Consider the following 19,372-nt stretch of genomic DNA (forward strand, 5'->3'; position numbering starts at 1 on the left):
CCGCACGACATGGAAAAGGCGCCCGGCAACCGGGCGCCGACCATCCGGCAAATGGTGAGGACATGAAGAAACTGGTTTGCGCCGGCGAGATCCTGGTCGAGATCATGGCCGAGCGGATCGGCCAGAGTTTCCTTGCTCCCGGCCTGCTGGTGGGTCCGTTTCCATCCGGTGCGCCGGCGATCTTCATCGACCAGGCGGCGCGGCTCGGCCAGCCGGCGGGCCTTATCGCGGCCGTTGGCGATGACGACTTCGGCCATTTGAACATCGAGCGCCTGCGCACGGACGGGGCTGATGTCTCGGCCATCAAGGTCCACCGAGGTGCCGCGACAGGCACGGCCTTCGTCACCTATGAGGCGGACGGCAGCCGGCACTTCGTCTACAACATCAAGCAGAGCGCCGCCGGCCTGATCGAGATCGGCTCCGAGGCGCGCGCGCTGCTGGCGGGCGCCGATCATTTCCACGTCATGGGCACCTCACTGTTTTCGCCCGAGGTGATCGAGGTGGCGCATACCGGGATCGAGACAGTCAAGGCGCGTGGCGGCACGGTCTCCTTCGACCCCAACATCCGCAAGGAAATGCTCGATCTGCCGGGCATGCGCGACGCCTTGCACTTCGTGCTCTCGAAGACCGATGTTTTCCTGCCGAGCGGTCCGGAACTGTTCATCTTCGCCAAGGCAGCCGATGAAGAAAGTGCCGCGCGCGAAATGCTGGATCGCGGCATCTCCACCGTCGTCGTCAAGAAGGGCGCGCAAGGCGCTGTCCACTACGACAAGGCCGGACGCACCGCATCGCCCGGCTTTGCCGTCGAGGAAGTCGATCCAACCGGCGCCGGCGACTGTTTTGCGGCGGCCTTCGTCTCCCTTTGGCTGCGCGAGGCGGCACCCGAGACAGCGCTGCGCATCGCCAATGGCTGCGGCGCGCTGGCGGTAACGAAGAAGGGGCCAATGGAGGGCATCGCTTCGCTCGCCGCTGTCGAAGAATTCCTCAAGACCGCCAGGACCGGGGCGCCGGCATGAGCCAGGCGACGGACAGGCTGGCGGCCATCGCGGCCCGTCGCGCGGCGGGCGAACGCGGCGGCATCGCCTCGATCTGCTCGGCCCATCCGCTGGTCATCGAGGCAGCACTTCGCCACGGCAAGGCGCGCGGCACTGACGTGCTGATCGAGGCCACCTGCAACCAGGTGAACCATGAAGGCGGCTACACCGGCATGACGCCCGCCGATTTCCGCCGCTTCGTCGAGACGATCGCCGGCAAGGTGGCCTTTCCCCTGGACAGGCTTGTGCTCGGCGGCGACCATCTCGGCCCCAATCCCTGGAAGCATCTGCCGGCGCCCGAGGCAATGGCGAAGGCTTCGCGCATGGTCGATGCCTATGCCGAAGCCGGCTTCACCAAGATCCATCTCGATGCCAGCATGGGCTGCGCCGGCGAAGGCGCGGCACCACCTGACGCAACCATTGCCGCGCGCGCCGCCGAACTGGCCGAGGTCGCCGAGGCCGCGACTGGAAGAACCGGCGGGACCAGGCCTGTCTACGTCATCGGCACGGAGGTGCCGGTGCCGGGTGGCGCCCTGGAAGCGATGGACCATTTGGCGGTGACGACGCCGCCGGCGGCACGCGAGACGGTGCGTATCCACAGCGAAGCCTTCAGCAGGCACGGCCTCGACCAGGCCTTCTCGCGCGCGATCGGGGTTGTCGTGCAGCCAGGCGTCGAATTCGGCAATGCCGAGGTGATCGCCTACCGGCCGGAAGCCGCCAAGGCGCTGGCCAGCACTTTGCAGGGCCTGCCGCAATTCGTCTTCGAGGCGCATTCGACCGACTACCAGCCGGCCGCGGCGTTGAGCGCGCTGGTCAACGATGGCTTTGCCATCCTCAAGGTCGGGCCGTGGCTGACCTTCGCGCTACGCGAGGCGCTCTATGGCTTGAGCCACATCGCCGACATTCTGGTTCCGGACCCGGCGCGCGAAACCCTGCCGGCGGCGATGGAGCGCGTCATGCTGGCTTCGCCGGGCAACTGGAAGAATTATTATCATGGCTCGGAGGCCGAGCAGCGGATCGAACGCCATTTCTCCTACAGCGACCGTATCCGCTACTACTGGCCGGCGCCGGAGGCCCAGCAGGCCACGGAGGCATTGATGCAGGCGCTTGGCGACCGCGACATCCCCCTACCTCTCATCAGCCAGTATCTCAGCCGTCTCGACGGCGCGGTGGCGAACGGATCCGTCGCGCCAACAGCCCGGGATTTGCTGATCGCCAGCGTGACGGAAGTCCTCGACATCTACGCCGGCGCAACCAGCTGATCCGCAGTTACGGTCTCGGCACGATGACCAGCGCCCCCGTGGTGCGGCGGGCTTCCAGATCGCGGCCGGCACGCTGATCCCGCTCTACCGCCTGGTGGGCTCGATCGGGCTGAACGCCAGCCTTGCCGGCATCATCGTTCCCAACCTCGCCAATGCCTTCGGCATCTTCCTGATGCGCCAGTTCATATCAGGCGTGCCGGACGATCTGATCGACGCCGCGCGCATGGACGGCGCGTCGGAACTGCTGATCCTCTACAAGATCGTAGCGCCCAGCGTCGCGCCGGCGATCGCCGCACTTGCGCTGTTTGCCTTCGTCTATCACTGGAACAGCTATCTGTGGCCGCTGACCGTGCTGCAGGGCAATGCCGACGCCTATCCGATCGTCATCAGCCTCAGCCGGCTCTTGAGCTACAACCGGGGTGCTATGAATACCGGATTGGTGATGGCCGGCGCGACGCTGGCCGTGCTGCCGCCGCTCATCCTCTTCGTCTTCCTGCAGCGCTTCTTCGTCGATTCCATCGTCGGCTCGGCGATCAAGGGATAGCCGCCCTCAATGGGGCAGACCGACATAGTTCTCGGCGAGCGCGGTCGATGCCGCGCGCGAGTGCACGAGATAGTCGAGTTCCGCCTCCTGGATGCGTTGGCCGAATTCGCCCGTGTCGGGAAAGCGGTGCAGCATGGTCGTCATCCACCAGGAAAAGCGCACCGCTTTCCAGACCCGCGCCAGTGCCTTGCCGGAATAGGCGTCGAGACCTGCTTGAGATTTGGCCTCATAGAACTCCCGAAACCCGTCGAAGAGATAGCGCACATCGCTGGCGGCGAGGTTGAGGCCCTTGGCGCCGGTCGGCGGCACGATGTGGGCGGCGTCGCCGACCAGGAAAAGCCGGCCAAAGCGCATCGGCTCGGCAACGAAGGAGCGCAGCGGCGCGATCGATTTCTCGAAGGATGGCCCTGTCGTGACGCCCGCCGCCGTCCGCTCCGGCAAGCGGCGGCGCAACTCATCCCAGAAGCGGTCGTCGGACCAGTCCTCGACGCGATCGTCCTGCGGGCACTGTACATAGTAGCGGCTGCGGTGTGTCGAGCGCATCGAGCACAGCGCAAAACCCCGCTCGTGATTGGCATAGATCAGTTCATGATCGGCCGGCGGCACTTCGGCCAGCACGCCGAGCCAGCCAAACGGATACTGCCGCTCGAAGGTTTTCAGCGCGCGCTCCGGCACCGACTTGCGGCTGACACCGTGATAGCCGTCGCATCCGGCAATGAAGTCGCAGTCGATGCGGTGCGCCACGCCATGCCTGGTATAGGTGACGAAAGGCGCTGCGCCGTCGAAATCGTGCGGCGCGACATCGGCGGCCTCGTAGACAGTGACAAGCCCCGCCGCCTCGCGCTTGTCCATCAGATCATGCGTCACTTCGGTCTGGCCGTAGACGGTGACATGCTTGCCGCCGGTGAGCGCCGCGAGATCGATGCGGTGCAGGCGCCCGTCGAAAGCCAGCGAGATGCCGGAATGCGGCAAGCCTTCGGCATGCAGCCGCGCGGCAGCACCGGCCTCCCCGAGCAGATCGACGGTACCCTGTTCGAGCACGCCGGCGCGCACGCGGCCAAGCACATGGTCGCGGCTCGAGCGTTCCAGAATGATGGTCTCGACGCCGACGCCGGCGAGAAGCTGCCCGAGCAGCAAGCCCGAGGGTCCCGAGCCGATGATGACGACCTGAGTGCGCATCAGTGGCCGAGACTTTCGATCTGCCCGGCCAGGCCGGCGGCAAGCCGCAGCGATGCGGCGGTTGCGACCGCCATCTGCGGCAGCAGCAGCCATTCCAGCGTCCAGGCCGCGCCCGAACGCTCCTGCTCGTGCACCAGCACCTGATGCATGCCGGAAAGCTGCGTGGCGTTGAAGCGGGCGAGTGCCACCAGCGCCTCGGCCTTAACCGGGTTCTGCTTGTGCGGCATGGCCGACGAGCCGCCCCCACCCGACAGCGCGATGTCGGTGCCACCCTGCGCCATCAGCGCGATGTCCTGGCCGAACTTGCCGAGGCTGCCGGTCAGCAGCGACAGCCAGCCGGCAAAATCGGCGAGTGCGTCGCGCTGGCTATGCCATTGCGGCGCATCGGCAAGATCAAGTCTTTCGGCAAGCGCCGCACGCACCGCCGGCCCCTTGTCGCCAAACTTTTCCAGCGTGCCGGCGGCTCCGCCGAATTGCACCACCAGCAGGCGCCTGGACTGTTCCGATAGCCTTTCCTGATGCCGCTGCAGTGGCGCGCGCCACGCTGCGACACGGTCCGCCATTCTGATAGGGATCGCCTTCTGCATGCGCGTCACGCCTGTCAGCGTCCTGTCCCCGAAACGCTCCTCGAGTGAGGCGAGGCGCAAAACGGTCTCGGTCAGGAGCAAGCCGAGATGCTCGACGACGGATTTCAGCCGAAGCACAAGACCGGTATCGACGACATCCTGGCTTGTGGCACCGAAATGCACTTTGTCGCCATGCTGTTCGCCGACCGCCGTCCTGAGCTGGCGCACCAATTCCGGCACGATGACGCCGTCCCTGGCGGCAGCGGCCCGCAGCAACGCCGTGTCCAACCGGAACGAGGCGAGTGCCACCGTGATCGCCGACGCGGCGTCCTTGGTGATGATCCCGCTTTCGGCCTCGGCTTGCGCCAGCGCGCGCTCAAAGGCCAACATCGCCTCGATTTCCGCCTCGACGGAAAATTGCCTGGCCGCCTCCACGTCGCCGAGAAGCGCGGAGAGCAGCGGATGGTCGAAGGGCGATACAGTCATGTCAGGGGTCGCCTAGCTGTCGAAGAAGACCGTTTCCTTCTCCCCCTGGAGATGGACGTCGAAGACATAGGTATCGCCTTGGCGCGCCGCGATCAGGGTGGGCACGCGAACGCGGTGCTCGATGCGCGCCAGGATCGGATCCCCGGCATTGGCTTCTTCCTCGTCGGAGAAGTAAAGCCGCGTATGCAGGCCGATATTGATGCCGCGCGCGACGATCCACAATGTGATGTGCGGCGCCATCAGGCTGCCATCCCGGAACGGCACCCGGCCCGGCTTGACCGTCTCGAATGCGCAGAGCCCGGTTTCCATGTCGGTCGGGCAACGGCCCCAGCCGGAAAAGTTCGGATCGGCGGCACCGCGCAATTCTGCGGGCGAATTGTAGAGCCCCTCCGCGTCCGCCTGCCAGATCTCGATCAGCGCATCCTTGAGCGGCGTGCCGGTGCCGTCGAGAACCCGGATGTGAAGTTTGATGCGCTCGCCTTTGGTCTTGTCGTTGACCATGGCTGCACCGAGGTCGCTGGGGTAGACACCGCCGATACCACAGAAATTGGGCGTCAGCCCGATATGGACGTAGGGTCCCGCGGTCTGAGATGGGCTTTCCCTGAGCCGGTCGAGCGACTGGGCCATCAATTGCCCTCCAATCGGTTTTCGAACAGCGATGAGCGCCGCCCGCGCAGCACGATGTCGAACTTGTAGGCGAGCGCATCCATCGGAATGGTCGCCTGCGTGTCGAGAACAGCCGTCAGCGCCTCTATGGCCGCCTTGTCGGCGATGCCGCGCACGATCGGGCATTTCCAGATCAGCGGGTCGCCCTCGAAATACATCTGCGTGATCAGCCGCTGCGCGAAACCATGGCCGAAGACCGAGAAATGGATATGCGCCGGACGCCAGTCATTGGGACCGTTCGGCCAAGGATACGGTCCAGGCTTGACGGTGCGAAAGGCGTAGCCGCCATCCTCACCCGACAAGGTGCGGCCACAACCGCCGAAATTCGGGTCGAGCGGCGCCAGGTAACCATCCTTCTTGTGGCGGTAACGGCCGCCGGCATTGGCCTGCCAGAACTCCAGCAGCACGCCGGGAACGCCAACGCCGCGTTCGTCGATCACCCTGCCATTGACGATAATGCGCTCGCCGACGGCGCTCTCTCCCGGCCTTGCGAAATTGTGGATCAGGTCGTTGTCCAGTTCACCGAGCATGGCATGACCGAAGACCGGGCCCGATATCTCCGACAGTGTGTTGTCGAAGGACAGCAGCGCCTTCCGCGGCGAGCGCAATACCGAGCTCTTGTAGCCCGGCGTCAGCGCAGGCGGGTGCCATGTCCGGTCGCGCTGGAAGAAAGCGCCGGTCTCGGGCACCCGGTTCGAGCCGGACTCAGGCATTCTTGGCTCCATCCATTTCCGAAAACACGTCCTTGGCAATTCTGAAGGCCCGGTTGGCAGCAGGCACGCCGGCATAGATGGCGACATGCAGGAAGGCTTCGCAGATATCGTCGCGTGTGGCGCCGGTGTTGGCGGTTGCGCGCAGATGCAAGGCGACCTCTTCATCATGGCCAAGCGCCGCCAGCAGCGCCAGGGTGACGATCGAGCGCTCGCGTTTGCTGAAGCCCGGCCGCGACCACACCGTTCCCCAGGCGGCCTCGGTGATCAGTTCCTGAAACGGTTGATCGAAATCGGTGGCGCCGACCTCGGCCCGGTCGACATGGCGGTCGCCGAGCACCGACCGTCGGACGGCGAGACCCTTCCGATATCTGGCTGTGTTGCCGGGGACTTCATCCATGGGTTTCTGCTCCAGGGGCAAGCGATGCGACAAAACCGCGGATCAGCGCGACCAGCGCCTCCGGCTGTTCGATGCAGGGAATATGTCCGGCATTGCGGATGATCTCGAAACGCGCGCCCGGGATCAGATCGGCCAGAGAGCGGACAAGATCTGGAGGCGTCGAACCGTCCCGATCGCCGGCGATGCAGAGCGTCGGCACGGCAATGCGCCGCGCGCTCTCGGTGAAGTCGGCGTCGCGGACGGCCTTGCATGTCCCGATATAGCCGGGCAGCGCCTGCCTGGTCAGCATGTTGCGGCAACCGGCAAGGTCGGCGGCGCGGGCGGCATGGAAATCCGGCGTGAACCACACTTTCATCACGCCGTCGGCGATCGCATCGATGCCGAAGCGCTCCACGGCCGCAATGCGGCTGTTCCAGCTTTCGGCGGTGCCGATCTTGTGGGCGGTGTCGCTGAGGATCAGGCCCTCGACACGTTCCGGATGGCGGGCATGGAAGCCCTGCGCGATCATGCCGCCGACCGACAGACCGAACAGCACGATCTTGTCGAAACCGAAATGGTCGACGAGGGCGCAGAGATCGTCGACATGGTCATCAATCGAACGGACGCCGTTGCCATTGTCGGAAAGGCCGTGACCGCGCTTGTCGTAGACGAGCAGAGGCATCTCACCGGCCAGAAGCGTAACGACCTCGTCCCATATCCGCAGATCGGTGCCGAGCGAATTGATGAACACGACCGGGGGCGTCCTGCCTTTCGCCTCGACATATCGGTGGTGCAGCGTGATGCCGCCAATGGTGACGAATGGCACGGGTCCGATCCTCCATCTCCACATTGCACGCTGCGTTTGGTTCGGTAAAATGATATTTTGCGCCATTTCATTAACTCAAGGGTTATCAAATTCATGCCCGACAGCCGCATCCGGTTCCGTCATCTGCAAGCATTCCTGGAAGTCGCAAGGCAGGGCAGCGTGGCCCGTGCCGCAGACTTCCTGCATGTCAGCGCGCCGGCGGTGACCAAGACCCTGCGCGAACTGGAGGAGGCGCTGGGTGTGGCCGTCGTCGAGCGTGACGGGCGCGGCATTCGCGTCACAAGGCTTGGCGAAATCTTCCTGGACCATGCCGGCTCGGCGATATCGGCGTTGAGGCGCGGCATCGATTCCGTTCGCCAGGACGGCGCCGTCAACCGCCACCCGATCCGCATCGGCGCGCTGCCGACAGTATCGGCGAAGGTCATGCCGCAAGCCATGAGCCTGTTCCTCAGGGAAAACACCGGGGCGGCGATCAAGATCGTCACCGGCGAGAACGCCGTGCTGCTTGAACAATTGCGCATCGGCGCGCTCGATCTCGTTGTCGGACGGCTGGCGGCGCCCGAAAACATGACCGGCTTCTTCTTCGAGCACCTCTACTCCGAACAGGTGCTGTTCGTGGTGCGGGCCGGGCATCCGTTGCTGGAACCGGGAGCCGACATCTTCGCGAGGCTCGACGAATTCCCGGTGCTCATGCCAACTCGGGAATCCGTCATCCGCCCCTTCGTCGATCGCCTGTTCATCACCAATGGCATGACCGCGCCGGCGATGGAAATCGAGACGGTTTCGGACTCCTTCGGCCGCTCCTTCATGCGGCAGAGCAACGCGGTGTGGATCATCTCGGCCGGCGTGGTCGCCAACGAGCTCGCAAGCCGCGCCTTCGTCGCGCTGCCGGTCGACACGGACGAAACCAAAGGACCGGTCGGCCTGACGATGCGCACCGACACCGCCCCCTCGCCCGCCTTCATGATCCTGCTGCAAACCATTCGCGAGGCGGCGCGGCCTGATGCCTGAGCTCCAAGACGGTTCGAACCGAGCTCGGCTGCGGCGCGGTCTCCTAACCCAGGGGTTAATAAAACACCGCAAAATATCATTTTACTGAACCAAACCGCAGGTGCACTGTACCGACCGAGGAGCACAGAGGGAGGAAACGCATGACCCATTCCATTGGCAGCAGGCCCATCATTCGTGGCGTGTCGCGGCGCCAGTTCATCGCCACCTCGATCGCCGGTGGCGCGGCACTCGCGCTTGGCGGCAAGAGAGCCTTCGCCCAGGCAGGCGGCACGCTCAAGGTCGGCTTCGTCAGTCCGCGCACCGGGCCGCTGGCAGGCTTCGGCCAAACCGACGGCTATGTGCTCGATCTGGCCCGCAAGGCACTGGCCGGCGGCCTTGAGATCGGCGGCAAGAAATACAGCGTCGAGATCCTCGACCAGGACACGCAGTCCGATCCGTCACGGGCCGGCCAGCTCGCCAAGGACTTGATCAACAACCAGGCCATCGACCTGATGCTGGCGGTATCGACGCCCGAGGTGATCAATCCAGTGGCCGACGCCTGCGAAGCCGCCGGCGTGCCGTGTCTGTCGACAGTCATGCCGTGGGAAGCCTGGTATTTCGGCCGCGGCGCCAAACCCGGCGCGCCCTCGCCATTCAAATGGACCTATCATTTCGGCTTCGGCGTCGGCGAGTTCTTCAAGACCTACATCTCGCAATGGAACCTGATCGAGACCAACAAGAAGGTCGGCGTCATGTATCCCAACGACGCCGACGGCAACGCCATCCGCGCCAATCTCGCGCCGCTGCTGGCCAAGCAGGGTTTCACCATCGTCGATCCCGGCGCCTACGAAACCGGCACCACCGACTATTCCTCGCAGATCGCGCTGTTCAAGCAGGAAGGCGTCGAGATCTTCAACTCCTTCCCGATCCCGCCGGATTTCGCCGCCTTCTGGCGCCAGGCGGCGCAGCAGGGCCTGATCAGGCAGATCAAGATCGCCCAGGTCGCAAAGACCGGCCTGTTCCCATCGGATATCGAGGCGCTCGGCGACCTCGGCGCGAAGATTTCGAGCGCCGCCTACTGGCACAAGGCCTTCCCCTACAAATCGCCGCTGACGGGCGTTTCGGGCACCGAGTTGGCCGACGGCTATGAGGCGGCGAGCGGCAAGCAGTGGACACAGCAACTCGGCGCCTCGATGTCGCTGCTCGATGCCGGCTTCGAGGCCTTGAAGGCGAGCGCCGACGCCAAGGACAAGGCGGCGGTGGCGAAGGCGCTGAGCACGCTCAAGACCGAAACCATGATTGGCAAGGTCGACTTCACCAGCGGACCCGTGGCAAATGTCTCGCCCGGGCCGATCATCGGCACGCAGTGGGTCGCCGCCAAGGAAGGATCGAAGTTCCCGCTCGATTATGTGGTGACCGAGAACGCCACCGATCCGAAGGTTCCGGTCGGAGCCAAGCTTCTTCCTTACAACGGCTGATAGACCGCTGACGAGGATCGCGTGGTGACCCATCCGCAACAACAGGCGTTCCTCACTGCCACTGGAATCCACAAGCGCTTCGGCGCGCTCGTGGTGCTGGATGCCGTCGATTTCACCATGGCAGCCGACGAAGCCGTCGGCATTGTCGGCCCGAATGGCGCCGGCAAGACCACGCTGCTCAGCGTGCTTGCCGGCGCCTTTCCGCCCAGTTCGGGCTCGGTCAGCTTCAAGGGCGGTGATGTGACGGCGCTGCCGGCGACACGGCGTTGCCGGCTGGGTCTGGTGCGTACGCACCAGGTGCCGAAACCGTTCAGCGGCATGACCACTTTCGAGAATGTCTTCGTCGCCGCCTCGCATGGCGCCGGCCTTGGGCGCGATGAAGCCTATGAGGAGGCGCTCGGTTCGCTGAAACTTTGCGGCATGCTGGGTGTTGCCAACCGGCGAGCCGAGACGCTTGGCCTGCTCGACCGCAAGCGACTGGAATTGGCGCGGGCGCTGGCGGCCAGGCCGGCGCTGCTGCTGCTGGACGAGATCGGCGGCGGCCTGACCGATGCAGAAGCGGGCGAGCTCGTCGACACTATCAAGGAGTTGCGCCGGCGCAAGATCGGCATCGTCTGGATCGAGCACATCGTGCACATCCTGCTGCAGGTGGCCGAGCGGCTGATCTGCATGGACGCGGGAAAGATCATCGCCAACGGCGATCCGCAAGCAGTGATGGCCGATCCGCGGGTGGTCCACGCCTATCTCGGCGGAGGCCCGAAATGAGCCTGCTGACAGTCGAGAACCTTGTCGTCCGACACGGCCTGCTACAGGCGGTGCGCGGCGTCAGCTTCAATGTCGAACGCGGCGAGACGCTGGCGCTGGTCGGCGCCAATGGCGCCGGCAAGACGACGCTGCTGCGGGCGATTGCCGGCGCGCACCCGCCGGCCGCCGGGCGGGTGCTGCTGGATGGTGCCGATCTTGCCGGCGTGCCGTCGCACAGGCGCGTCGGCATAGGCATCGCGCTGGTACCGGAGGGGCGAAAACTGTTCGTGCAGATGACGGTCGAGGAGAACCTGCTGCTCGGCAGGACTGCTCGCCGGCCGGGCGACTGGAGTGTCGATAAAGTGCTGGAGATGTTCCCAAACCTGAAGCCGCGCCGCCATGCCCGGACGGGCCATCTTTCAGGCGGCGAGCAGCAGGCGACCGCGATCGGCCGGGCACTGATGAGCAATCCGGACGTGCTGCTGCTCGACGAGGTTTCGCTCGGCCTGTCGCCGGCAATCGTCGACCGCGTCTATTCGGCGCTTCAGGGCCTGATTGCTTCCGGCACGACGATCATCCTGGTCGAACAGGATCTCAATCGCGCGCTCGCGGTCTCCGACAGGGTCATCTGCATGCTCGAGGGGCGTGTCGCGCTCGAAGGGCCAAGCAAGGAGGTCTCGCGCGACGAGGTGACAAAGGCCTATTTCGGCCTGCATCGGAAAAGCGGGAACGTTCCGGCATGAGCAACCAGATCATCCAGGGCATTCTGCTCGGCGGCTATTACGCGCTGATCGCCTGCGGCCTGTCCTTCATGTTTTCGGTGATGCGCATCATCAACCTCGCCCATGGCAGCCTCGCCGTGTTCGCCGCCTTTGCGCTGTGGCTGCTCGCCTCGCGGTTCCATGTCTCGCCATTCCTGGGCCTGCTCATCGTGCTGCCATTGATGGCGGCGATCGGCTGGGCGCTGCAGCGCTTCCTGCTCGAGCGCAGCGCGCGCGGCGGCGCGCTGCTGCCGATCCTGACCACGTTCGGCCTCGCCATCGTCATCGACAACATGCTGTTCGAGCAGTTCGGCGCCGACACGCGTTCGCTGGCGCCCTATATCGGCAGCCTCTCCTACGATTCATGGGAATGGCCGGGCGGCATCTATGTCGGCAAGCTCGCCGTGATCATGTTCGCCACCGCCGTGATCCTGCTTGGCGGACTGCAATTGTTCCTGACCCGCACAAGGCTTGGCCGCTCGATCCGCGCCACGTCGGAGGATCCCGACACCGCCGGCCTGGTCGGCGTCGACGCGCGCCGCGCCAATGCCATTGCCGCGGCCATCGCCATGGTCACGGTCGGCCTTGCCGGCGCCTTCCTCGGCATGCGCGCCACCTTCGATCCCTATGCCGGCGCACCGCAATTGCTGTTTGCTTTCGAAGCCGCGGTGATCGGCGGCGCCGGTTCGCTGTGGGGGACGCTGATCGGCGGCATCGTGCTGGCGCTTGCCCAGACGCTCGGCGCTCAAGTGCATCCGCAAGGCTTTCTCATCGGTGGTCACGCCGTCTTCCTCGTCGTCCTGTTCGTGCGGCTTTCCACCTCGGGCCTGGGCCTGCGCGGCCTGTTGCGCTTGCCCTCCCGGAGCGCGCCATGAGCGCCTCCGCCCCCATGCCAGTCATCGAGCGCGGCACCGCGACGTCGCGGATCGCCGCGATCGCGACCGCCCTCATCATCGCGCTGCTCGCGATCGCGCCGCAGGTCCTGTCGGCCGGCGCGGTCGACCGGATGACCGCGCTGTTCATCTATGTGATCCTGGCGGCGATGTGGAACGCGCTGGCCGGCTTCGGCGGACTGGTCTCGGTCGGACAGCAGGTGTTCTTCGGGCTCGGCGCCTATTTCGCCATCCGGCTGGCCGATGCCGGCCTCAACCCTTTCGCCGCGCTTTTCGTTTCAGCCATGGCCGTCGGCGCGGTTTCGTGGCCGCTGTCGCTGTTCATGCTGCGGCTCAGGAACGGTGAGTTCGCCATCGGCATGTGGGTGATCGCGGCGCTGACGCATCTCCTGATCAATCTCGACCGGCTGGTGCAGGGCGAAACCGGCACCTCGCTGATCTCGCTCAATGTCTACGACGCCGGCCCCAGGCGGGTGACCATCTACTGGCTGGCTCTGGCATCGATGACGGCGCTGCTCGCGGTCCTGTTCGGCTTGCTGCGCGGCAGCACGGGTGCCGCGATCCGCGCCATCCGGGACAATGAGGATGCCGCCGCTTCGGTCGGCGTGCGCGTCACCGGCACAAAGCGGCTGCTGTTTGTGCTTGCCGCCTTCGGGATCGGCATTGCAGGTGCGCTGTGGCTGGCAACATCCATTACTTTCCAGCCGAAGACCTACTTCAACGTGCAGTGGACCGCCTACATGATCTTCATGGTGCTGGTCGGCGGCATCGGCACCTTCGAGGGCGCCATCTTGGGCGCGCTGGTGTTCTTCCTCATCGAGACATGGTTCGGCGGCACCGGCGTCTGGTACCTCGTCGGCCTTGGCGCCACGGCGGTGCTGTTCTCGCTGTTCCTGCCGCGCGGCCTGTGGGGGACGATCGAGGAACGCTTTGGCCTGCGCCTGCTGCCGGTCGGCTACCGCGTCAGGCTTACGGGAAATCCTGCAGCTTTAGCCGGGGATGGCGCTTCATCCCCGCCGCGCCAAACCACACAGCATCAGGAGAAGGCATGACCATGCTTTTCGGCAAGACCATCCTCATCACCGGCGTCGCCTCCGGCATCGGCGCGCGCACGGCGGAACTCGCCGGCCAGTTCGGCGCGGATGTGATCGGCGTCGATGTGCGCGAGCCGGCCGCATCGGTCGGCAGCTTCGTCAAGGCCGACATCTCGTCGAAGGCGGGCGTCGACGATCTCATCGCGCGCCTGCCGCAACGCATCGACGCGCTTTGCAATGTCGCAGGCCTCTCCGGTAACACTGGCGCGGTGTCGACGTTGGCTGTGAACTTCTTCGGGCTGCGTGCACTTTCGGAAGGCCTCGCGCCCAGGCTTCGCGAAGGTGGCGCGATCGTCAACGTCGCCTCGATCGCCGGCTATGGCTGGCGCGCCAATCTTAACCGCGCCGCTTCGATGATCGGCATCGAAGGCTTTCCCGACGTCGCCAAGGTGGTCGCCGATCACGCGGTCAGGAACGAGGAAGGCTATCCCGTTTCAAAGGAACTGCTGCTGCTGTGGACCTTCCGCGCGGCGCATCAGGATCTGTTCAAACGCCGTGGCATCCGCGTCAATGCTGTGAGCCCAGGGCCGGTCGAGACGCCGATCCTGAAACAGTTCCGCACCGTGCTTGGCGATGCCCGCGTCGACAGCGACATTGCCAGGGTCGGGCGTGCCGGCACCTCGGGCGACATCGCGCCTGTCGTGCTGTTCCTGTGCTCGGATGGCGCACGCTGGATCAATGGCGCCAACGTGCCCGTCGACGGCGGCCTCGAAGCATCGATCAATGCCGAAATGTTTGGCTTCTAACACCCAATTTGTAAGGCTCCATCGAGAGCGAGGGAAAGAACAATGGATATCGGACTTCTGATCGACGGCGACGAAAGGGCGGCAACAGGCTCGGCTTCCTACGAGCGCCTGGATCCCTTCACCGGCAGACTGGCGACGCGCGCCGCCGCGGCCAGTGTCTCTGATGCCAACGCAGCCGTCGGAGCCGCTGCGGCCGCCTTCCCGGCATGGTCGAAGACCGGCCCCGGGGAGCGCCGTGCCTTGCTGTCAAAAGCGGCGGATGTGATGGCGGCCAAGGTCGGCGAATTTACCAAGCTCATGATGGAAGAGACCGGCGCGACAGGTCCCTGGGCTGGCTTCAACGTCATGCTGGCCGCCAACATGCTGCGCGAGGCAGCCGCCATGACGACGCAGATCTCCGGCGAGATCATCCCCTCCGACAAGCCCGGCACTTTAGCCATGGCAATCCGCCAACCCGCGGGTGTGTGCCTCGGAATCGCGCCATGGAACGCGCCGGTCATCCTCGGCACACGCGCCGTGGCGATGCCGATCGCCTGCGGCAATACGGTGGTGCTGAAGGCCTCCGAACTATGTCCCGGTACGCACCGGCTGATCGGCCAGGTGCTGGTTGAGGCTGGGCTGCCGAAGGGCGTCATCAATGTGGTCACCAACGATCCTAAGGACGCCGCCGCCATCGTCGAGACACTGGTCGCGCACCCGGCCATCCGGCGCGTGAACTTCACCGGCTCGACAAAGGTCGGCCGCATCATCGCGGAACTCGCCGGACGGCACCTCAAGCCGGCGCTGCTCGAGCTTGGCGGCAAGGCGCCGCTGATCGTGCTCGACGATGCCGACATCGATGCCGCGGTCAATGCCGCGGCCTTCGGCGCTTTCATGCACCAGGGCCAGATCTGCATGTCGACCGAACGGCTGATCGTCGACGAAAAGATCGCCGACGAGTTCGTGGCCAAGCTTGCCGCCCGCGCTTCGAAACTGCCGGCCGGCGATCCGCGCGGCAATGTCGTCCTGGGCTCCCTGATCAGCAGCCAGGCGGCCGACAAAATGGAGGAACTGGTCGCCGACGCGCTCGCCAAGGATGCCTCCCTGGCGGCGGGCGGCAAGCGCAGCGGAACTGTCGTGGAAGCGACGGTGCTTGATCATGTCACCGCGTCAATGCGCGTCTATGCGGAAGAATCCTTTGGGCCGGTCAAGCCAGTCATCCGCGTCAAAGGCGAGGATGAAGCGGTGCGCGTTGCCAACGATACCGAATACGGCCTGTCGTCGGCGGTCTTCAGCCGCGATATAAGGCGCGCCATGGCGGTCGCCGCCCGCATCCAGGCCGGCATCTGCCATATCAATGGCCCAACCGTTGGCGACGAAGCGCAGATGCCGTTCGGCGGCGTGAAGGGCTCCGGATATGGCCGTTTCGGCGGCAAGGCCTCGATCGCCGAATTCACCGACCTGCGCTGGGTAACAATCGAGGATCCGGGCCAGCATTATCCGTTCTGACCCGGCCTCGCTTTGAGCTACCGAGCGTCAAACAGCCAGTGAGGGCGTGAAGCGAACGCTGGCGGATAGCTTCTGGCCGGGCGCCAGCACGATGCGGCCGGTCTCCTCGCCGCCAGGCCGGTTGAAGGCATCGGTGATGTTGCTGACCGGCTCGGCGCAAAAATACGGCTCGCCGGGCGGCGTATAGAGGACCAGGAAATCGAGCGGCGCCTCTGCCTCGATGTCCAGTTGCCGTCCCTGCTCCGGCCAGGAGATCCGGGCGCGGCGCGTCCATCCGGTGAAGACCGTATCGAAGTCCACCTCCGACACATCAAAGCCAGTGGATGGATCGGCCCCCGCCGGCGGCGGGACGTGGCGCGTTGGCAAGACCTCCGCATCCGTCTCCCACATGCCGGACACGGGCGCCTGGATGTGCGTCCACGGCGTCGACGGGAAATAGGGATGGAGGCCGAAGCCGAGCGGCATCGGTGCATCCGACAGATTGCGCACCGCGACGGTCACGCAAAGCCTGCCATCGGTCAGCGCGATTTCCTGCTCGGCCTCATAGCTCCAAGGCCAGGAATCGGCGGTGTGGCGATAGCGCAAGACAACCGCACCAGCTTCGTGCCGCGCGACCGTCCATGGCCTGCGCCAGCCATGGCCATGCTCATAATGCGGATCGTCAGGGGCCGTCGGCAGCTCAACGATGCGTCCGGCGAATTCGAAGCGGCCGCCCCTTATGCGGTTGGAGTAGGGCACGAGCGGAAAGCAGGCCATGGCGCCCGCATCGCGGCGATCGATCGCCGCCGAATCCGCCGGGCGTAGCCAATCCACGGCAGCGCCATTTCGCCACCAGCGATACGACGCCAGCGCGCCGCCGGCGGTCGGAGCAATCTCTGCCGTCGCCAGGCCGTCGCTGATCGAGACCAGCTCCGTGTGCCGCCCGGTGGAATTCTTTGCCATCGCCATTCCCCTCCCTTGACTCCCGCCACGACCTCTTTAAAACATATCATATGAATAGTATGAAGAATAAAAAATCCTTCAGCACGGCCCGCACGTCAAGGGTCGCGGTAGCGGTTTCCAGCGGCTCCACCGCCCTGCACGCAACGGTCGTCGAGCAGATTGGGCTGCGCATCGTGCAGGGTGACTTTCTGCCTGGCGAGGCCCTGCCCAATGCCGACGATTCCAGCGAGATGCTGGGCGTCAGCCGCACGGTATTGCGTGAGGCGATCAAGGTGCTGGCCGGCAAGGGGCTGGTCGAATCGCGGCCAAAGACCGGCACTCGCGTGCGTCCCCGCTCCGACTGGAACTTCCTCGATCCCGACGTTCTGTCGTGGCGCTATGCCGGCGACGTCAGCACCGAGGACGTTCGCGCCCTGTTCGAGCTGCGCCGCGCCATCGAGCCGATGTCGGCAGCGCTCGCCGCCCAGCGCGCAACCCCGGCGCAGATCGCTGAAATCCGCGCCGCGCTGGCCGAGATGGAAGCGGTGAGCGACGACGGCGACCGCTTCGCCAAGCCAGACCTGGTGTTCCACCAGACCATTCTGCGCATGACCGGCAATGAGCTGATCGGCTCGCTGGCGGCGCTGGTCGAAACCGCCTTGGTGATGAGCTTTCGGCTCTCCAACGACAATCCGGAAGGGCAGCGCCATTCCTTGCCGCTGCACCGCGAGGTGGCCGAGAAGATCGCCGCCGGTGACGCGCTCGGCGCGCAAAAGGCACTGCTGGTGCTCATCGACAATGCCGAGGACGACGTGCGCCGCAGCGTCGAGAACCGCAACAAACGCCGCAACGACCGGGGCCAGCAATCGTGACCGAGACCAAACGCAAACTGCGGTCCGAAGCCTGGTTCGGCGGCGAAGGCAAGAACGCCTTCATGCACCGCAGCTGGATGAAGAACCAGGGCATACCCGCCGATGCCTTTGACGGCCGCCCGGTGATAGGCATCTGCAACACCTGGTCGGAATTGACCCCCTGCAATGCTCACCTGCGGGCGCTCGCCGACCACGTCAAGCGCGGCGTCTATGAAGCAGGCGGCCTGCCGCTGGAGTTTCCGGTGATGTCGCTGGGCGAGAGCAATATGCGCCCCACCGCCATGCTGTTTCGCAACCTGGTCAGCATGGATGTCGAGGAATCCATCCGCGGCAATCCGATCGATGGCGTGATCCTGCTCGTCGGCTGCGACAAGACCACGCCAGCGCTGCTGATGGGGGCCGCCTCGTGCAACCTGCCGACCATCGCGGTCTCCGGCGGGCCGATGCTCAACGGCAAGTTCCGTGGGCAGGATATCGGCTCGGGCACCCATGTCTGGAAATTCGCCGAGGACGTGAAGGCCGGCCGCATGAAGGTCGCCGATTTCCTTGCCGCCGAGCAGGGCCAGAGCCGGTCGGCGGGCAGCTGTATGACGATGGGCACGGCATCGACCATGGCCAGCATGGTGGAGGCGCTCGGCATCGGCATGCCGGACAATGCCGCGATACCGGCGGTGGATTCGCGCCGTGGGGTGCTTGCCCAGCTGGCCGGGCGCCAGATCGTCGATCTGGTCCGCCGCGACGTGACGATTTCGCAGATCCTCACCAGGCAAGCCTTCGAGAATGCCATCCGCGTCAACGGCGCCATCGGCGGTTCGACCAATGCGGTTCTGCACCTGATCGCCATCGCCAACCGGGTCGGTGTCGATCTCGGCCTCGAGGATTGGGACCGCCTTGGCCGCGACGTTCCGACCATTGTCGACCTGATGCCGTCGGGCCGGTTCCTGATGGAAGATTTCTACTATGCCGGGGGGCTGGCTGCGGTCATGGCGTCGCTTGATGAAGTGGGGCTTCTTCATCGCGACGCCATGACCGTCAGCGACAAGACGATCGGTGAATTGATCGATGGCGCCCCCAACTACAACAGCGAAGTCATCCGCCCGCTGAGTAAGCCGCTGACCAAGGAAGGCGGCATCTCGATCCTGCGCGGCAATCTGGCGCCCGATGGGGCGGTCATCAAGCCGTCGGCCGCAACGCCCGAACTGATGCAGCATCGCGGCAAGGCGGTCGTCTTCGAGAACATCGAACATTACTACGCCCGCATCGACGATCCGGATCTGGATATCGACGCCTCATCGGTGATGGTGCTGAAGAACTGCGGACCGCGCGGTTATCCCGGAATGGCCGAGGTCGGCAATATGCCGCTGCCGGCCAAGCTGCTCAAGCAGGGCGTCTCCGACATGGTGCGCATCTCGGACGCGCGCATGAGCGGCACCGCCTACGGAACCGTCGTACTGCATGTGGCGCCCGAGGCGGCGGCGGGCGGCGCGCTTGCCCTGGTACGCGACGGCGATCTCATCGAACTCGATGTCGCCGGCCGCCGCCTGGAGCTCTTGGTATCGGAGGAGGAACTGGCGATCCGCCGTCGCGACTGGAAGGCGCCGGTGCCGCCCCAAGGCGGCTATCAGAGCCTCTATGTCGAGCGCGTGCTGCAAGCCGACAAGGGCTGCGACTTCGACTTCCTCGTCGGTCGGCGTGACGCCGGCATCCCCCGGCATTCCCACTAGAGAGGCACG

At 65.3% G+C, this 19,372-nt stretch carries 20 protein-coding genes; 13 read left to right on the forward strand and 7 right to left on the reverse strand.

Going from position 1 to position 19,372, the window contains the following annotated elements:
- The first annotated feature begins 62 nt into the window (after positions 1-62).
- The 3 genes from FJ958_RS14240 (at position 63) to FJ958_RS14250 (ending at position 2,840) form a co-directional block, all read left to right on the forward strand.
- Positions 63-1,016: a sugar kinase gene (locus FJ958_RS14240; RefSeq protein ID WP_140743577.1), complete on the forward strand. Its 954-nt coding sequence runs from the start codon at positions 63-65 to the stop codon at positions 1,014-1,016.
- Positions 1,013-2,296 carry a D-tagatose-bisphosphate aldolase, class II, non-catalytic subunit gene (locus tag FJ958_RS14245; RefSeq protein WP_140743579.1) on the forward strand — a complete coding sequence of 428 codons (1,284 nt, stop codon included), beginning with the start codon at positions 1,013-1,015 and terminating at the stop codon, positions 2,294-2,296. Before FJ958_RS14240 ends, FJ958_RS14245 begins: the two co-directional genes overlap by 4 nt.
- Before the next feature lie 94 nt (positions 2,297-2,390).
- Entirely contained in the window at positions 2,391-2,840 is a 450-nt protein-coding gene (locus FJ958_RS14250) for a carbohydrate ABC transporter permease (RefSeq protein WP_246679595.1), read from the forward strand.
- A 6-nt stretch (positions 2,841-2,846) separates the two neighbouring features.
- Here the strand turns inward: FJ958_RS14250 and pobA are convergent, their stop codons facing one another.
- The 6 genes from pobA to pcaD are packed head-to-tail and all read right to left on the reverse strand — an operon-like array spanning position 2,847 to position 7,652.
- Positions 2,847-4,019, reverse strand: a complete 1,173-nt coding sequence (pobA, locus tag FJ958_RS14255) for a 4-hydroxybenzoate 3-monooxygenase (protein ID WP_140743581.1) — start codon at positions 4,017-4,019, stop codon at positions 2,847-2,849.
- Complete coding sequence (locus tag FJ958_RS14260; protein ID WP_140743583.1) at positions 4,019-5,071, reverse strand: 3-carboxy-cis,cis-muconate cycloisomerase; 1,053 nt, start codon at positions 5,069-5,071, stop codon at positions 4,019-4,021. Before FJ958_RS14260 ends, pobA begins: the two co-directional genes overlap by 1 nt.
- Before the next feature lie 12 nt (positions 5,072-5,083).
- The gene (gene pcaG, locus FJ958_RS14265; protein WP_140743585.1) at positions 5,084-5,698 is read right to left on the reverse strand and encodes a protocatechuate 3,4-dioxygenase subunit alpha; all 615 of its coding nucleotides are present in this window, start codon (positions 5,696-5,698) and stop codon (positions 5,084-5,086) included.
- Complete coding sequence (pcaH, locus tag FJ958_RS14270; protein WP_140743587.1) at positions 5,698-6,450, reverse strand: protocatechuate 3,4-dioxygenase subunit beta; 753 nt, start codon at positions 6,448-6,450, stop codon at positions 5,698-5,700. Before pcaH ends, pcaG begins: the two co-directional genes overlap by 1 nt.
- Positions 6,443-6,847 (reverse strand): 4-carboxymuconolactone decarboxylase, encoded by a 405-nt coding sequence (pcaC, locus tag FJ958_RS14275; RefSeq protein ID WP_140607377.1) that lies wholly within the window; start codon positions 6,845-6,847, stop codon positions 6,443-6,445. Before pcaC ends, pcaH begins: the two co-directional genes overlap by 8 nt.
- Positions 6,840-7,652: a 3-oxoadipate enol-lactonase gene (gene pcaD / locus FJ958_RS14280; RefSeq protein ID WP_140743589.1), complete on the reverse strand. Its 813-nt coding sequence runs from the start codon at positions 7,650-7,652 to the stop codon at positions 6,840-6,842. Before pcaD ends, pcaC begins: the two co-directional genes overlap by 8 nt.
- Positions 7,653-7,745: 93 nt before the next feature.
- Between pcaD and pcaQ the strand changes: the two genes are divergently transcribed.
- The 8 genes from pcaQ (at position 7,746) to FJ958_RS14320 (ending at position 15,846) form a co-directional block, all read left to right on the forward strand.
- Complete coding sequence (gene pcaQ, locus FJ958_RS14285; RefSeq protein WP_140743591.1) at positions 7,746-8,663, forward strand: pca operon transcription factor PcaQ; 918 nt, start codon at positions 7,746-7,748, stop codon at positions 8,661-8,663.
- A 140-nt stretch (positions 8,664-8,803) separates the two neighbouring features.
- Positions 8,804-10,120 (forward strand): ABC transporter substrate-binding protein, encoded by a 1,317-nt coding sequence (locus FJ958_RS14290; protein WP_140743593.1) that lies wholly within the window; start codon positions 8,804-8,806, stop codon positions 10,118-10,120.
- A gap of 21 nt (positions 10,121-10,141) precedes the next feature.
- Complete coding sequence (locus FJ958_RS14295; RefSeq protein ID WP_140743595.1) at positions 10,142-10,885, forward strand: ATP-binding cassette domain-containing protein; 744 nt, start codon at positions 10,142-10,144, stop codon at positions 10,883-10,885.
- A complete protein-coding gene (locus tag FJ958_RS14300) occupies positions 10,882-11,607 on the forward strand; it encodes an ABC transporter ATP-binding protein (RefSeq protein WP_140743597.1) in 726 nt (241 codons plus the stop codon). The genes FJ958_RS14295 and FJ958_RS14300 overlap by 4 nt, the downstream gene beginning before the upstream one ends.
- The gene (locus tag FJ958_RS14305) at positions 11,604-12,500 is read left to right on the forward strand and encodes a branched-chain amino acid ABC transporter permease (RefSeq protein ID WP_140743599.1); all 897 of its coding nucleotides are present in this window, start codon (positions 11,604-11,606) and stop codon (positions 12,498-12,500) included. The genes FJ958_RS14300 and FJ958_RS14305 overlap by 4 nt, the downstream gene beginning before the upstream one ends.
- Positions 12,497-13,570 carry a branched-chain amino acid ABC transporter permease gene (locus FJ958_RS14310; RefSeq protein ID WP_140743601.1) on the forward strand — a complete coding sequence of 358 codons (1,074 nt, stop codon included), beginning with the start codon at positions 12,497-12,499 and terminating at the stop codon, positions 13,568-13,570. The genes FJ958_RS14305 and FJ958_RS14310 overlap by 4 nt, the downstream gene beginning before the upstream one ends.
- A gap of 2 nt (positions 13,571-13,572) precedes the next feature.
- Complete coding sequence (locus FJ958_RS14315) at positions 13,573-14,358, forward strand: coniferyl-alcohol dehydrogenase (RefSeq protein WP_140743781.1); 786 nt, start codon at positions 13,573-13,575, stop codon at positions 14,356-14,358.
- Between the two features lie 42 nt (positions 14,359-14,400).
- Positions 14,401-15,846 carry an aldehyde dehydrogenase gene (locus FJ958_RS14320; protein WP_140743603.1) on the forward strand — a complete coding sequence of 482 codons (1,446 nt, stop codon included), beginning with the start codon at positions 14,401-14,403 and terminating at the stop codon, positions 15,844-15,846.
- Positions 15,847-15,873: 27 nt separating this feature from the next.
- Here FJ958_RS14320 and FJ958_RS14325 read toward each other — a convergent pair whose 3' ends face one another.
- The gene (locus FJ958_RS14325; protein WP_140743605.1) at positions 15,874-16,788 is read right to left on the reverse strand and encodes an aldose 1-epimerase; all 915 of its coding nucleotides are present in this window, start codon (positions 16,786-16,788) and stop codon (positions 15,874-15,876) included.
- Positions 16,789-16,847: 59 nt separating this feature from the next.
- On the opposite strand from FJ958_RS14325, the gene FJ958_RS14330 reads away from it, so the two are divergent.
- Positions 16,848-17,639, forward strand: a complete 792-nt coding sequence (locus FJ958_RS14330; RefSeq protein WP_140743607.1) for a FadR/GntR family transcriptional regulator — start codon at positions 16,848-16,850, stop codon at positions 17,637-17,639.
- Positions 17,636-19,363, forward strand: a complete 1,728-nt coding sequence (locus FJ958_RS14335; protein ID WP_140743609.1) for an IlvD/Edd family dehydratase — start codon at positions 17,636-17,638, stop codon at positions 19,361-19,363. The genes FJ958_RS14330 and FJ958_RS14335 overlap by 4 nt, the downstream gene beginning before the upstream one ends.
- The last annotated feature ends 9 nt before the right edge of the window (positions 19,364-19,372 follow it).

Origin of the sequence: Mesorhizobium sp. B2-3-5, from assembly GCF_006442395.1 — a bacterium.
Lineage (GTDB): Bacteria > Pseudomonadota > Alphaproteobacteria > Rhizobiales > Rhizobiaceae > Mesorhizobium.

Bases quoted from the DNA above. Each gene is read 5' to 3' on its own strand.
- FJ958_RS14245 (WP_140743579.1), top strand. From the start codon at position 1,013: ATGAGCCAGGCGACGGACAGGCTGGCGGCCATCGCGGCCCGTCGCGCG.
- FJ958_RS14320 (WP_140743603.1), top strand. From the start codon at position 14,401: ATGGATATCGGACTTCTGATCGACGGCGACGAAAGGGCGGCAACAGGC.
- pcaQ (WP_140743591.1), top strand. From the start codon at position 7,746: ATGCCCGACAGCCGCATCCGGTTCCGTCATCTGCAAGCATTCCTGGAA.
- pobA (WP_140743581.1), bottom strand. From the start codon at position 4,019: ATGCGCACTCAGGTCGTCATCATCGGCTCGGGACCCTCGGGCTTGCTG.
- FJ958_RS14325 (WP_140743605.1), bottom strand. From the start codon at position 16,788: ATGGCAAAGAATTCCACCGGGCGGCACACGGAGCTGGTCTCGATCAGC.
- FJ958_RS14315 (WP_140743781.1), top strand. From the start codon at position 13,573: ATGCTTTTCGGCAAGACCATCCTCATCACCGGCGTCGCCTCCGGCATC.
- pcaC (WP_140607377.1), bottom strand. From the start codon at position 6,847: ATGGATGAAGTCCCCGGCAACACAGCCAGATATCGGAAGGGTCTCGCC.
- FJ958_RS14305 (WP_140743599.1), top strand. From the start codon at position 11,604: ATGAGCAACCAGATCATCCAGGGCATTCTGCTCGGCGGCTATTACGCG.
- FJ958_RS14310 (WP_140743601.1), top strand. From the start codon at position 12,497: ATGAGCGCCTCCGCCCCCATGCCAGTCATCGAGCGCGGCACCGCGACG.
- FJ958_RS14330 (WP_140743607.1), top strand. From the start codon at position 16,848: ATGAAGAATAAAAAATCCTTCAGCACGGCCCGCACGTCAAGGGTCGCG.
- pcaG (WP_140743585.1), bottom strand. From the start codon at position 5,698: ATGGCCCAGTCGCTCGACCGGCTCAGGGAAAGCCCATCTCAGACCGCG.
- FJ958_RS14290 (WP_140743593.1), top strand. From the start codon at position 8,804: ATGACCCATTCCATTGGCAGCAGGCCCATCATTCGTGGCGTGTCGCGG.
- pcaH (WP_140743587.1), bottom strand. From the start codon at position 6,450: ATGCCTGAGTCCGGCTCGAACCGGGTGCCCGAGACCGGCGCTTTCTTC.
- FJ958_RS14240 (WP_140743577.1), top strand. From the start codon at position 63: ATGAAGAAACTGGTTTGCGCCGGCGAGATCCTGGTCGAGATCATGGCC.
- FJ958_RS14260 (WP_140743583.1), bottom strand. From the start codon at position 5,071: ATGACTGTATCGCCCTTCGACCATCCGCTGCTCTCCGCGCTTCTCGGC.
- FJ958_RS14300 (WP_140743597.1), top strand. From the start codon at position 10,882: ATGAGCCTGCTGACAGTCGAGAACCTTGTCGTCCGACACGGCCTGCTA.